This window comes from Alistipes sp., from assembly GCF_048465575.1.
GTDB lineage: Bacteria > Bacteroidota > Bacteroidia > Bacteroidales > Rikenellaceae > Alistipes.
On record NZ_DBFWLG010000040.1, the window covers coordinates 1 to 13,417 of the forward strand.

At 61.2% G+C, this 13,417-nt stretch carries 13 protein-coding genes; 12 read left to right on the forward strand and 1 reads right to left on the reverse strand.

Translation table 11 applies throughout. The features are described 5' to 3' along the window. Positions 1-591: 591 nt before the first annotated feature. The gene (gene carA / locus ACMQ11_RS10300; RefSeq protein ID WP_418992687.1) at positions 592-1,683 is read left to right on the forward strand and encodes a glutamine-hydrolyzing carbamoyl-phosphate synthase small subunit; all 1,092 of its coding nucleotides are present in this window, start codon (positions 592-594) and stop codon (positions 1,681-1,683) included. After that, entirely contained in the window at positions 1,676-4,855 is a 3,180-nt protein-coding gene (gene carB, locus ACMQ11_RS10305) for a carbamoyl-phosphate synthase large subunit (protein ID WP_418992688.1), read from the forward strand. Before carA ends, carB begins: the two co-directional genes overlap by 8 nt. A 137-nt stretch (positions 4,856-4,992) precedes the next feature. Here carB and ACMQ11_RS10310 read toward each other — a convergent pair whose 3' ends face one another. After that, on the reverse strand, positions 4,993-5,265 hold the full coding sequence (locus tag ACMQ11_RS10310; RefSeq protein WP_418992689.1) for a hypothetical protein: 273 nt from the start codon (positions 5,263-5,265) through the stop codon (positions 4,993-4,995). Between the two features lie 8 nt (positions 5,266-5,273). Here ACMQ11_RS10310 and ACMQ11_RS10315 point away from each other — a divergent pair, with 8 nt between their 5' ends. The 10 genes from ACMQ11_RS10315 (at position 5,274) to ACMQ11_RS10360 (ending at position 13,297) form a co-directional block, all read left to right on the forward strand. Then, positions 5,274-6,014, forward strand: a complete 741-nt coding sequence (locus ACMQ11_RS10315) for a dihydroorotate dehydrogenase electron transfer subunit (protein WP_418992690.1) — start codon at positions 5,274-5,276, stop codon at positions 6,012-6,014. 33 nt (positions 6,015-6,047) lie between these two features. Further along, positions 6,048-6,962: a dihydroorotate dehydrogenase gene (locus ACMQ11_RS10320; RefSeq protein ID WP_418992691.1), complete on the forward strand. Its 915-nt coding sequence runs from the start codon at positions 6,048-6,050 to the stop codon at positions 6,960-6,962. 48 nt (positions 6,963-7,010) lie between these two features. Continuing rightward, a complete protein-coding gene (gene pyrF, locus ACMQ11_RS10325; protein ID WP_418992692.1) occupies positions 7,011-7,724 on the forward strand; it encodes an orotidine-5'-phosphate decarboxylase in 714 nt (237 codons plus the stop codon). 15 nt (positions 7,725-7,739) lie between these two features. Further along, positions 7,740-7,997, forward strand: coding sequence for a glutaredoxin domain-containing protein (locus ACMQ11_RS10330; protein ID WP_418992693.1), 258 nt, complete (start codon positions 7,740-7,742; stop codon positions 7,995-7,997). Positions 7,998-8,025: 28 nt separating this feature from the next. Continuing rightward, positions 8,026-8,655, forward strand: a complete 630-nt coding sequence (gene pyrE / locus ACMQ11_RS10335; RefSeq protein ID WP_418992694.1) for an orotate phosphoribosyltransferase — start codon at positions 8,026-8,028, stop codon at positions 8,653-8,655. 32 nt (positions 8,656-8,687) lie between these two features. Beyond that, positions 8,688-8,846, forward strand: a complete 159-nt coding sequence (locus tag ACMQ11_RS10340) for a GIY-YIG nuclease family protein (RefSeq protein ID WP_418992695.1) — start codon at positions 8,688-8,690, stop codon at positions 8,844-8,846. 241 nt (positions 8,847-9,087) lie between these two features. Continuing rightward, positions 9,088-10,173 (forward strand): aspartate carbamoyltransferase, encoded by a 1,086-nt coding sequence (pyrB, locus tag ACMQ11_RS10345; protein ID WP_418992696.1) that lies wholly within the window; start codon positions 9,088-9,090, stop codon positions 10,171-10,173. Between the two features lie 107 nt (positions 10,174-10,280). Continuing rightward, entirely contained in the window at positions 10,281-11,573 is a 1,293-nt protein-coding gene (locus tag ACMQ11_RS10350; RefSeq protein ID WP_418992697.1) for an MFS transporter, read from the forward strand. Between the two features lie 126 nt (positions 11,574-11,699). Continuing rightward, positions 11,700-12,284, forward strand: coding sequence for an RNA polymerase sigma-70 factor (locus ACMQ11_RS10355; protein WP_418992698.1), 585 nt, complete (start codon positions 11,700-11,702; stop codon positions 12,282-12,284). Positions 12,285-12,367: 83 nt separating this feature from the next. Next, the gene (locus tag ACMQ11_RS10360) at positions 12,368-13,297 is read left to right on the forward strand and encodes a FecR family protein (protein ID WP_418992699.1); all 930 of its coding nucleotides are present in this window, start codon (positions 12,368-12,370) and stop codon (positions 13,295-13,297) included. The last annotated feature ends 120 nt before the right edge of the window (positions 13,298-13,417 follow it).

Here is a 13,417-nt window from a genome sequence, read left to right on the forward strand (position 1 = left end):
CTTTGCGATTGAGCGAGGGCAAAGACCGCTTGCGGGTTTTGCCGAGCGTGAGCAAAGTCAAGCCGCCGAAAGGCGGGTTAAAGGTGAACCGACGCAGCGAGCGAGTGCAGAGACTGCGCGGCAGGCTATGCCGAGTCGCAAGGAGAAAAGACTGCGCAGCAGGCTTAACTGCGGGTAAGCGAGGGCAGAGGCCGCAGGGCGGGCTATGCCGAGCGGAAGCAAGGTCAAGCCGCCCAAGGCGGTTAAGCTGAGGTAAAAGTGACACGGAGTCGGTTGCTGGACCCGCGAAGCATTCCCGATCTTCTCGCGGTCCGCAGCCAGCGGAGAGTGCCCGAAGCCGTCAGGCTGAGTGCAGTCCTCCGCCCGGGGTGGCTGCGGACTGCCGCCGCCCTGGCGGCGAAAACCCCTCCCGATCCCCGAGACAAAGTCGAGGGGTCGCAAAAAGTTGAAAGGTGAAACGGAGTCGGTTGCTGGACCCATGAACTACTCGCGGACCGCACATAGAGGGAGGATTCCTCGCCGGCGCTCGAACGACATGGTGCGCGGCTGCCGGAAATTATGATTGTGAATTATGAATTGTGAATCGATACTATGAAGCCTTACACGAAAAAAATCGTTCTGGAGAACGGCCGTGAATTCTACGGCTACGGTTTCGGCGCCGACCGCGAAGCCATCAACGAGATCGTCTTCAACACCTCGATGGTGGGGTATCAGGAGATCATGTCCGACCCCTCCTACACGGACCAGATGGTCGTCATGACCTACCCCCTGATCGGCAACTACGGCATGGCCGACGAGGACTACGAGACCCGGACGCCCTCGATCGGCGGCATGATCGTGCGCGAGTACAACGACTCGCCCTCGAATTTCCGCTACACCAAGACGCTCGGCGAGGTCTTCGAGGAGCACGACATTCCGGCCGTCTGGGGCGTCGACACGCGGGCCCTGACGCGCATCATCCGCGACGAAGGGGCGCAGAAAGTGATCGTCACCGACGCCGCGACCCCCCGCGAGGAGTGTATGCGCAAACTGGCCGCCTACCGCATGCCGCACGACATGGTGGCCCGCGTAAGCTGCAAGAAACGCTGGATGTCGCGCGTGCCGAACCATAAGTGGGACGTGGTGGCCATCGACTGCGGGATCAAGAACAACATCATCCGCCAGCTCAACCGCGTGGGCTGCAACGTGACGGTGGTGCCGTTCGACGCGTCGCTCGAGGAGATCATGGCGTTCCGGCCCGACGGCATCGTCCTCTCGAACGGCCCCGGCAATCCGGAGTACGTGACCCCGGTGATCGAACGGGTGCGGGCGCTGCGCGGCAAACTCCCCATCTTCGGCATCTGCATGGGGCACCAGCTCATCTCGCTGGCCTACGGCGCACGGACGTTCAAAATGAAATTCGGCCACCGCGGCGGCAATCACCCCGTCAAATGCCTCGCTACGGGGTTGATCGAGATCACCAGCCAGAACCACAGCTATGCCGTCGACGTGGAGTCGCTCAAGGGTACCGGGCTCCGCCTTACGCACGTCAATCTGCTGGACGGCACGGCCGAGGGGGTGGAGTGCGCCGCCGAGGGGGTGTTCTCGATGCAGTACCACCCCGAGAGCGCGTCGGGTCCGCAGGACAGCCGCTACCTGTTCACGAAATTCACCAAAATCATGGAGGAGCATAAAAATGCCTAAGAGAAGAGATATTAAGAAAGTACTGGTGATCGGCTCGGGTCCGATCGTCATCGGCCAGGCCGCCGAATTCGACTACGCCGGCACGCAGGCCTGCCTGGCGCTCCGGGAGGAGGGCTATGAGGTAATTCTCGTAAACTCCAATCCGGCCACGATCATGACCGACACGCACATCGCCGACAAGGTCTACATGGAGCCGCTGACGCTCGAATACGTCGCCAAGATCATCCGCTACGAGCGGCCCGACGCCATCGTGCCGGGGCTGGGCGGGCAGACGGGTCTCAACCTGGCTGTGCAGCTGGCCAAAAAGGGAATTCTGGAGGAGTGCCAGGTCGAGATTCTGGGCACCTCGTTCGAGTCGATCGAGCGCGCCGAAGACCGCGAGCTGTTCAAGGAGCTGTGCCAGTCGCTCGGCGAGCCGGTGCTGCCCTCGGAGGTGGCCTCGACCATCGACCATGCGGCCCAGATCGCCGAGCGGATCGGTTATCCCGTGGTGCTGCGTCCGGCCTTTACGCTGGGCGGCACGGGAGGCGGCTTCGCCGACGACGAGGCGGAGCTGCGCGAGATGATGCGCAACGCCCTGGCCCTCTCGCCCGTGCACCAGGTGCTCGTCGAGAAGAGCATCAAGGGGTACAAGGAGATCGAGTACGAGGTGATGCGCGACCACAACGACACGGCCATCTGCATCTGCTGCATGGAGAACATCGACCCGGTGGGCATCCACACGGGCGACTCGATCGTCGTGGCCCCGAGCCAGACGCTCACGAACAAGGAGTTCCAGATGCTGCGCGACTCGGCCCTGAAGATCATCCGCGAGCTGAAGATCGAGGGGGGCTGCAACGTGCAGTTCGCATTGGACCCGCTCTCGTTCAAGTACTACCTGATCGAGGTCAACCCCCGCGTCTCGCGCTCCTCGGCGCTGGCGTCGAAAGCGTCGGGATTCCCCATCGCGCGTGTCAGCGCCAAGATCGCCGTAGGCTTGACGCTCGACGAAATCCGCATCGCCAACACCCCGGCGTCGTTCGAACCCACGCTGGACTATGTGGTCACAAAGGTGGCGCGCTTCCCGTTCGACAAGTTCTCGGACGCTTCGAACCGCCTCGGTACGCAGATGAAAGCCACCGGAGAGGTCATGTCGATCGGCCGCACGATGGAGGAGTCGCTCTTGAAGGCCGTGCGCTCGCTCGAGACGGGCGTCTGCCACATCCACCACAAGAAATTCGACACGTGGACGAACGACGAGTTGATGGACTACATCCGCGAGGGTACCGACGACCGGATCTACGCCATCGCGCAGCTCATCCGCGGAGGGGTCGACCTGGTGATGATCTACAACCGGACCAAGATCGACATGTTCTTTCTGGAAAAGTTCAAAAATATCGTCGAGATGGAGCGCGTCGTGCGCGAGCATCCGCTCGACATGCCGACGCTGCGCGAGGCCAAGCGCATGGGATTCAGCGACAAGTTCATCGGCCGGCTCTGGGGCCTCTCGGAAGCGGAAATGTACCGTCTGCGCGAGAAAGAGGGCATCTTCCCGGTCTACAAGATGATCGACACGTGCGCCAGCGAGTTCGCGTCCTACGTGCCCTATTTCTACTCGACCTACGAGGAGGAGAACGAGTCGAAAGTGAGCGACAAGGAGAAGATCGTCGTGCTCGGCTCGGGCCCCATCCGCATCGGGCAGGGCGTCGAGTTCGACTATTCGACCGTACACGCCATCTGGTCGATCCGCGAGGCGGGCTACGAGGCGATCATCATCAACAACAACCCCGAGACCGTCTCGACGGACTACACGACCAGCGACAAGCTCTATTTCGAGCCGCTGACCGTGGAGGACGTAATGAATGTCCTGCACCTCGAAAAACCGAAAGCCATCGTCGTCTCGCTCGGCGGGCAGACGGCCATCAACCTCGCCGAGCCGCTCGCCCAGCTGGGCGTGCCGATCATCGGGACCGATACGGCGGCCATCAAGAACGCCGAGGACCGCGGCTGTTTCGAGAAGATCATGGAGGAGCTGGGCATCCCCCAGCCCGAGGCCGAAGCGGTCACGGACATCGAAGCGGGCGTCCGGGCCGCGGCCCGGATCGGCTATCCGGTGCTGGTGCGTCCGAGCTACGTGCTCGGAGGCCGCGCCATGCAGATCGTCTCCAATGAGGAGCGCCTGCGCCACTACCTCCAGACAGCTGTGGAGATCGACGTGGACCAGCCCGTGCTGGTCGACCGCTACATCATGGGCAAGGAGCTCGAGGTGGACGCCATCTGCGACGGGACGGACGTCTTCATCCCCGGCATCATGGAGCATGTCGAGCGCACGGGCATCCACTCGGGCGACTCGATCAGCGTCTACCCGACTTTCAGCGTGAGCGACGCGGCCAAGCGCAAGATCGTCGACTACACCGTCAAGCTGGGTCTGCGGATCGGCATCGTCGGACTGTACAATATCCAGTTCATCCTCGACGGCAACGATGAGGTCTACGTCATCGAGGTCAACCCGCGTTCGTCGCGCACGGTGCCGTTCCTTTCGAAATCAACGGGTGTGCCCATGGCCCACATCGCCACGCAGGTGATTCTGGGCAAGACGCTCCGCGAGCTGGGCATCACGGAGGTGTGCGGACGGGAGAAAGCCCGCTGGTACGTCAAGGCCCCGGCATTCTCGTTCGCCAAGATCCGCGGCATGGATTCGTACCTCTCGCCCGAGATGAAATCCACTGGCGAAGCGATCGGCTACGACGACAAACTCACGCGCGCGCTCTACAAGGCGTTGCAGGCCACCGGAATGAACGTCTCGAACTACGGAACGATCTTCGTCACCATCGCCGACCGCGACAAGGAGCAGGCGCTGCCGCTCGTCCGCCGCTTCTACGACCTGGGCTTCAACATCGAGGCTACGACCGGCACGGCGGAATTCCTGCGCGAGCACGGTATCCGCACCCGCACGCGCCGCAAGCTGAGCGAAGGCAGCAACGAGATCATCGATTCGCTGCGCCAGGGCCACGTGAGCTACGTCATCAACACCATCGACGTCAACCAGCACAACACCCGCCTCGACGGCTACGAAATCCGCCGCACGGCCGTCGAGAACAACGTGACCGTGTTTACCGCGCTCGAAACGGTCAAGGTGCTGCTCGACGTGTTGGAAGAGATTACACTCCGCGTTTCAACCATCGACGCGTGATATTTTCGATTCTCACGGGCATCTTTCGAGCTTCCCTCGCCGGACAAGACAGTCACATACCTTATGTATGCTCCTGCCTTGCCCGACTCACGAAACTCGAAACCTGCTCCGTGATAATCAAAAATCCGAAGGACCGGTCAGGCCGAAATCTGCTCGCCTAAAATCAAAATCGGGGTGGAGACCTGCTCCGCGATAATCGAAAATCCAAGTGGGGACAGTTTGCTTGATGAAAATGATGCCGCATTTTCGTTTGGAGCGGAAATAGAGCAGCGGAGGCTTTGAACGCCCGGAACGGGATGGAGTATAGCCTTGTTCTTACTCCGCCCGTTCAGTGAAAAGCCGACGATGCTTCCGCGGAAAACGATATGCGGATGGTTTTGGGTACCTTTTGCCACCAAAAGGTACGACATGAAAAAATATGTACAAGAAAGGCATCTACAAGATTCTGACCAACGAACCGCTCACCGACACGGTGTGGCGGATGACGCTTCGGGGCGATACGCAGTGGATCACGGCGCCGGGGCAGTTCGTCAACATCGCCCTCGCGGGGCGCTACCTGCGGCGGCCGATCTCGGTGTGCGACTGGGACGAGCAGACGCTGACGCTCGTTTACAAGGTCGTGGGCGGCGGCACGGCGCAGATGAGCCGTATGGCGCCGGGCACGGAACTGGACCTGCTGACGGGGCTGGGCAACGGATTTTCGGTGGACAATGCGGCGCTGCGGCCCCTGCTGGTCGGCGGCGGCGTGGGCGTGCCGCCGCTCTACAACCTGGCCCGCCGGCTGCTTGCCAGGGGCCTTCGGGTGCAGGTCGTGCTGGGGTTCAATTCTGCGGCGGAGGTTTTCTACGCCGAAGAGTTCCGCGCGTTAGGGTGCGAAGTGACCGTCGCCACGGCGGACGGCACGGCGGGCATCCGGGGTTTCGTCACCGACGCCATCGCGGCGCAAGGGCTGGATTTCGACTACTTCTACGCCTGCGGGCCGCTGCCGATGCTCCGGGCCCTGTGCGAGGGGGTGTCGCAGGACGGGCAGCTCTCGATGGAGGAGCGCATGGGCTGCGGATTCGGCGGCTGCATGGGCTGCACGTGCAAGACCAAGGCGGGACCGAAACGCATCTGCCGGGAGGGTCCGGTGCTTACCAAAGATGAAGTTTTTTGGTAAGAACAATTAAAAGTTAAGAATTAAAAATTAAAAATGACAGTGGATACGTCGGTTACACTTTGTGGTCTGCGGCTGGACAATCCGGTCATTCCGGCCAGCGGTACGTTCGGCTACGGCAACGAGTTCCGCGAATTTTACGACATCAACATCCTCGGGTCGTTCTCGTTCAAGGGCACCACGCGCGAGGCTCGCTTCGGCAACCCCACGCCCCGCATCGCCGAGTGCCGGGCGGGCATGATCAACGCCGTGGGGTTGCAGAATCCCGGCATCGACGCCGTGATCCGCGAGGAGCTGCCGCGGTTGAAAACCTTTTTCCGAAAACCCGTGATCGCCAACATTTCGGGCTTTTCGATCGAAGAGTACGCCTACTGCTCCGAAAGGATCGACCGCGAAGAGCAGGTCGGGATCATCGAGGTCAACATCTCGTGCCCCAACGTCAGGCACGGCGGCATGTCGTTCGGCACCTCGCCCGAAGCCGCCGCCCAGGTGACGCGCGCCGTGAAGGCCGTGACGACCAAACCTGTGGTCATCAAGCTCTCGCCCAACGTGACGGACATCGTGGCGATCGCGCGGGCGTGCGAGGAGGCCGGGGCGGACGGAATCTGTCTGATAAACACCCTGCTGGGCATGCGGATCGATACGCTCAGGCGCCGCCCGGTGATCGCCAACACGATGGGCGGATTTTCGGGTCCGGCCGTCTTTCCCGTGGCCGTGAGGATGGTCTACCAGGTGGCCAAAGCGTGCTCGGTGCCCGTCGTCGGGTGCGGGGGCGTCACGACGGCCGCGGACGTGATCGAAATGATGATGGCCGGAGCCACGGCCGTCGAGGTCGGGGCCGCCAACCTGGTCAACCCCTACGCCTCGAAAGAGATCGTCGAGGCGCTGCCCGCCGAGATGGAGCGGCTGGGGATAGAACGGTTGAGCGAAATTATCGGGATCGTGGAATAGAGAGAGCTGTGCGGGCCGCCGGAAAAAAGACTAAGACACAATAAGAACATGCAAAAAGACGTAATCATTGCCTGCGATTTCAAGAGCGCAGAGGAGACATTCCGCTTTCTGGACCTCTTCCGGGACGAGGAGCGCAAACCCTTTCTGAAGATCGGCATGGAGCTCTTCTATGCCGAGGGCCCCCAGATCGTGCGCGAAATCAAGCGCCGGGGCCACAAAATATTCCTCGATCTGAAGCTGCACGACATTCCCAACACGGTGAAAAAGGCGATGGCCGTTTTGTCGCGGCTCGACGTGGACCTATGCAACGTCCATGCGGCGGGGACGATCGAGATGATGCGGGCGGCCCGCGAGGGACTCACGCGCGCCGACGGCACGCGGCCCCTTTTGATCGCCGTCACGCAGCTCACCTCGACCAGCGAGGAGCGGATGCAGCGGGAGCTTTTGATCGGCGCTTCGATCGGCGAGACGATCGTACAGTACGCCCGCAACACCCGCGAGGCGGGGCTCGACGGGGTGGTCTGCTCGCCGCTGGAGGCCGGCATGGTCCACGCGGCGTGCGGTGAGGGGTTCCTTACGGTCACTCCCGGCGTGCGATTTGCAGACGGCGAGGTGGCGGACCAGGTGCGCGTCACCACCCCTGCGCGCGCCCGGAAGATCGGCTCCGATTTGATCGTCGTGGGCCGGCCCATCACCGCGGCTGCGGACCCCGTGGCGGCGTACCGCCGGTGTGTCGCGGAGTTTTGCCAAGGGGAAAAGTAAAAAAACGATAGCCTTATGAAGCCCGTAAAACTGTTCTATCTTAAAACGTGCCCCTTTTGTAAAAAGGCACTGCGCTACATCGAGGAGGCCCGTGCCGCTCATCCCGAGCTGGCTGCCGTCGAGATCGAAATGATCGAGGAGTCGGAGCAGCCTGCGATAGCCGATCGGTACGACTATTATTATGTGCCGACGTTCTATGTGGACGGTGTGAAAGTCCACGAGGGCGGCATTTGGCCCGATGAGGTGGAAGCGGTGCTGCGCAAGGCGCTCTGAGAACGAAAACCAACAAACCGAAATAACGATGGAGAAAGAAATTGCCAAAGACCTGCTCTCGATCGGCGCGGTGTTCCTGCGCCCCGACGAGCCTTTCACGTGGGCCAGCGGGATCAAGAGCCCGATCTACTGCGACAACCGCCTGACGCTCTCGGCGCCCGCCGTGCGCGAACGGGTCGAGGCCGGACTGGCCGAGACCGTGCGGACGCGATTTCCCGAGGCGGAGGTGCTGATGGGTACCTCGACGGCCGGAATCGCCCATGCGGCCATCACGGCGACGATCCTCGGCCTGCCGATGGGGTACGTGCGCTCGGGGTCGAAGGACCACGGCCGCGGCAACCGCATCGAGGGACGTCTTGAAAAGGGACAGAAAGCGGTGGTGATCGAGGACCTGATTTCGACCGGCGGCTCGTGCATCGAGGTGGTCGAAGCGCTGCGCGAGGCGGGTGCCGAGGTGCTCGGCGTAGCGTCGATCTTCACTTACGGGATGCAAAAGGGGCTCGACCGCCTGCGCCAGGCCGGGGTGGTCAATTACAGCCTCTCGAACCTCGATGCCCTGGTCGAAGTGGCTGCCGAGGAGGGGTATATCCGGGCCGAAGACCGGCAGCGGCTGCTCCGGTTCAGGGACAATCCCTCCGACGAAAGCTGGCGCGGGTAAGGTTTGCCGTGATCGCACGGCATCTTCCGCTTGTGAAAGGTTATTATGTCTACATCCTGACGAACAGCAAACGGACCGTCCTGTATACGGGTGTCACGGACAACTTGACGTCGCGCCTTAATGAACACAGGCAAATGCGACCGGGGTCATTTACCTCCCGATACGGAGTGGACAGGGTCGATCTATTTTGAGGAATGGAGGGATGTTCGTGCGGCAATTTCCCGGGAGAAAGAGATAAAAGGTTGGCGCCGCTCGAAGAAAGAAAGGCCGATCGAAAGCCTGAATCCCGGTTGGCGGTTCCTGGATGAAGAATTATAAGGAAGATTCCTCACATGCGTTCGGAATGACAAGACATATGCCGCAGGCGGCGGTGAACCGCGGTCGGACAAGGCGATAGGATGAAACAAAAAAATAACCCCAACGAATAAACTTATGCGACACTTGATAGACCCGACGGACCTCACCGTCGAAGAGACCGAGCGGATCGTGGCGCTGGCCGAGGAGATCATCTCGAACCGCGCCCGGTACAGCGAAGCGTGCAAAGGCAAGAAACTGGCCACGCTCTTCTACGAACCCTCGACCCGCACGCGGCTGAGCTTCACGGCCGCGATGCTCGAACTGGGCGGCCAGGTGATCGGCTTCTCGGACGCCAACTCCTCGTCGGTTTCGAAAGGCGAGACGGTGGCCGACACCGTGCGGGTGATCCGCTGCTTCGCGGACATCATCGCCATGCGCCACTACAAGGAGGGCGCACCGCTCGTCGCCTCGCAATACGCCGGGATTCCGGTCATCAACGCGGGCGACGGCAGCCACTCGCACCCCACGCAGACGCTGACGGACCTGCTGACGATCAAGCGCGAAAAAGGGCGCTTCGATCACATGACCATCGGCTTCTGCGGCGACCTGAAATTCGGCCGCACGGTCCACTCGCTCATCAAGGCGCTGTCGCGCTACGAGGGCATCCGGGTGATCCTGATTTCGCCCGAGGAGCTGCGGCTGCCCGATTACATGCTGCACGAGATGCGCGCCAACTCGAAGCTGGAGTTCAGTGAGGTGCGCTCGATGGAGGAGGTAATGCCCGAGTTGGACGTGCTCTACATGACGCGCGTGCAGAAAGAGCGCTTTCTGGACGAGGAGGAGTTCGACCGCGTGAAGAACAGTTTCGTGCTCGACTGCTCGAAACTCCGGACGGCCAAACGGGACATGATCGTGCTGCATCCGCTGCCGCGCGTGAACGAGATCGCACGCGAGGTGGACAACGACCCCCGGGCGGCCTATTTCCGGCAGGTCGAGAACGGCAAGTTCGTCCGCATGGCGCTGATCTACACCCTGCTCGAATGGGCCGACGAGAACCGTCCGTTCGAGCGCACGCCCGTTTACGCCGAGAACTATGCGGTCAACGAGCTGGAGTGCCCCAACCGCCGCTGCATCTCGTCCACCGAGGACGTGGACCAGCTCTTCCGCACAGCGGCCGACGGCACCTGCCGCTGCGCCTACTGCGAGGCCAAGGCCCGGTAATCCACGGCCGCAAGCCGAAGCCGGGACGGAAAAAGGACGGATCGCTTGTCGGTTTGCCCTCTTTTTCCTACCTTTGATCCGTTTGTTGCTAACCTGAAAAAACCGATATGTCAACTGTAAACCGTAAAGTGTCGCCCCTGGCGTGGGTCCCTACGGCCTATTTCGCCATGGGTCTTCCGCTGATCATGCTCAACCTGGTGGCGCCGCTGATGTTCAACGATTTCGGCATCAGCGACACGCAGGTCGCATTCTGGACCTCGCTGCTGATCCTGCCTTGGTCGCTCAAGCCGTTCTGGAGCCCGCTGCTGGAGATGTACCGCACCAAAAAGTTCTTCGTCGTAACCACGCAGTTGCTCTCGGGCGTCTCGCTCGCGCTGGTGGCCATGGCCCTGCCGCTGCCCGATTTCTTCCCCTATGCGGTGGCGATCATGGCCGTGATCGCGTTCAGCGGAGCCACGCACGACATCGCCTTGGACGGCGTCTACATGCACGAACTTTCGAAAACCCAGCAGGCGCAATATATCGGCTGGCAGGGCGCGTTCTACAACATCGCCAAGGTGACGGCGATGGGCGGGCTGGTCTACCTGGCGGGCGTGCTCGAAGAACATGTCGGGGTGCTCTACGCCTGGATGACGATCATGGGGCTGACCGGGACGATTCTCATCCTGCTGGGGCTCTACCACCTGCGCATGCTCCCCTCGGGCGGCGGCGCGACGGCCAGCGCCGACGGCTTCGCCGAAACCATGCGCGAAACCTGGTCGGTCTTCATGCAGTTCTTTCGCAAGAAATACATCCTGTTCTACATCGCTTTTATCGTCTTTTACCGCTTCGCCGAGGGGTTGGTCATCAAGATCGTACCGCTGTTTTTGAAAGCACCGGTGGCCGAGCAGGGCATGGGGCTCACCAAAGGCGAAATCGGTCTCTACTACGGGACGTTCGGCGTGGTGGCTTTCATCGTCGGGTCGATCCTGGGCGGCTATTTCATCTCGTGGCGCGGACTGAAGAGAGCGCTCTTCCCGCTCTGCTGCATCTTCAACGTGCCGTTCGCCGTCTACGCCATGCTGGCGTGGTGGCAGCCTGCGAATCCCGCGCTGGTGTGCGGCGCCATCGTCTTCGAGTATTTCAGCTACGGGTTCGGATACGTGGGCCTCACGCTCTTCATCATGCAGCAGGTGGCGCCCGGCAAGCACCAGATGGCGCACTATGCGTTCGGGACGGCACTGGCCAACCTCGGGGTGATGCTGCCGGGCATGGTCAGCGGTCTTTTGAGCGATGCCGTGGGGTACCGGGCATTCTTCCTGTGGGCGTTGCTGGCGACGGTGCCGGCTTTCGTCTTCACGTGGCTGGTGCCTTTCTCGCATCCCGACCGCCAAACGGAAGAGCCGGCTGCGGCGGAATAATTTTCGATGTGAATGCAATGCCTTGTCTGCGAGTGTATTATCGCAGACAAGGCGTTCCTTTTTTTCAATTTGTGCGAGGGTTTGCGCGCTTTTTGGTATCTTTGCCGCATCGAAAGGCCGTTAGAGATGGAATCCAAAGAATATCGAACCGGTGCGCCCCTGGACCTGGCGGCGTTCAACCACCTCTTCGGGGTGTACCAGCAGCGGTTCATCCGGTTTGCCGTGAGCTACATTGCAGATGAAGCGGCCGCCGAGGATATTGTCATGGAGAGTTTCGTCGCCGCCTGGAGCCGCCGCGAAACGCTCAGCGTCACCATGTTCGCCCCCTACACGCTCACGATCGTAAAGAACAAGTGCCTGAATTGGCTGCGTGCACAGCAGGTGCGCAGCCGCGTGGCCGAAGACCTCCATTCGCACGGCGACCGGATGCTCCGCATGCGCATCTCCACGCTCGAGGTGTGCGATCCCGAGGAACTTTTCAGTGAGGAGGCCCGCCGGCTGGTGGAGAAGACCCTCGCGGCGCTTCCCGAACGCACGCGCGAAATCTTCCTGCGCAGCCGTTTCCGCGGGGAGAGCTACAAGCAGATCGCCGCCGAGACGGGCACGACCGTAAAAAGCGTGGAGTTCGAGGTCTCGAAAGCGATGAAGCAGCTCCGGACAGCCCTCAAAGATTACCTTGCATATTTTATTTTCTGGTTCTATATCAGTTGATTGACGCCTTTGCGAAAGTCGCTCCCTGAAAAAATGCACAATTTTTTCAGGGATTTTCATTTCTGAAGTGTTAATAGTATATCATGGAGAAAGAATTGCTGTACCGTTTTTTCAACGGGGAGGTTACCACCGGCGAGGAGAAGCGGGTGCTCGACTGGCTCGAAGCCGACCCCGCGCACCGGCAGGAACTGCTTGCCGAGCGCAGGCTCTTCGATGCGGCCCTGCTGCTGGCGCCCCGAACCACGGCACGGACCGCATGGCGTCTGCCGCGCTGGACGCGCGAGGTCGCAAAATACGCTGCGGTGCTGCTGCTGGCGGCGGGCGTGGGAGGGGCTTACCTCACGCAGTTGCACGAACGGCTCTCGCAGTCGTTCAACACCATCTCCGTTCCGGCCGGGCAGCGCGTGAACCTGACGCTGGCGGATGGAACCCAGGTATGTATGAACGCCCTCTCGGAGTTGACCTACCCCGCTTATTTCGCGGGCGGGGAGCGCAAGGTGAAGCTGCGCGGCGAGGCTTTCTTCGATGTGAGCCACGATGCTTCGCATCCGTTCGTGGTGGAGACTTTCGCCTGCGACGTGGAGGTGCTCGGCACGCGCTTCGATGTCGAGGCCCGGCCCGAAAGCGGGGAGTTCACCACCTCGCTGGTCGAAGGCCGCGTGCGGGTGAAAGACAAAAAGGACACGCGCCACAGCGTCGTGTTGCAGCCCTCGCAGCAGGCAGCGCACGTGGACGGACGCCTGGTCGTAGGGAGTATTCCCGCCGGGGAGCAGTTCCTGTGGCGCGAGGGGCTGATCGCTTTCCGCGACGCTTCGTTCGAGGAGCTGCTCGCGGAGTTCGAGAAATATTACGGCGTGCAGATCGAAATGCAGCGCAAAAACGTCACGGGCAAGCTCTTCACCGGAAAGATCCGCATCTCCGAGGGGGTCGATCACGCCCTGTGGGTCTTGCAGCGCAGCGCCGATTTCACTTACCTGCGAAACGATACCAAAGATACGATCTATATTCAATAAGCCTGCCTGATAATCTAAAAACAAAAGAACCGAAACAGTATGAGACAAGAAATTTAGCCCCGACCCAACACCGGTTTTCACGTGCGATACCGTTGAAAATCCCGATCCTCGCCGGAAGGT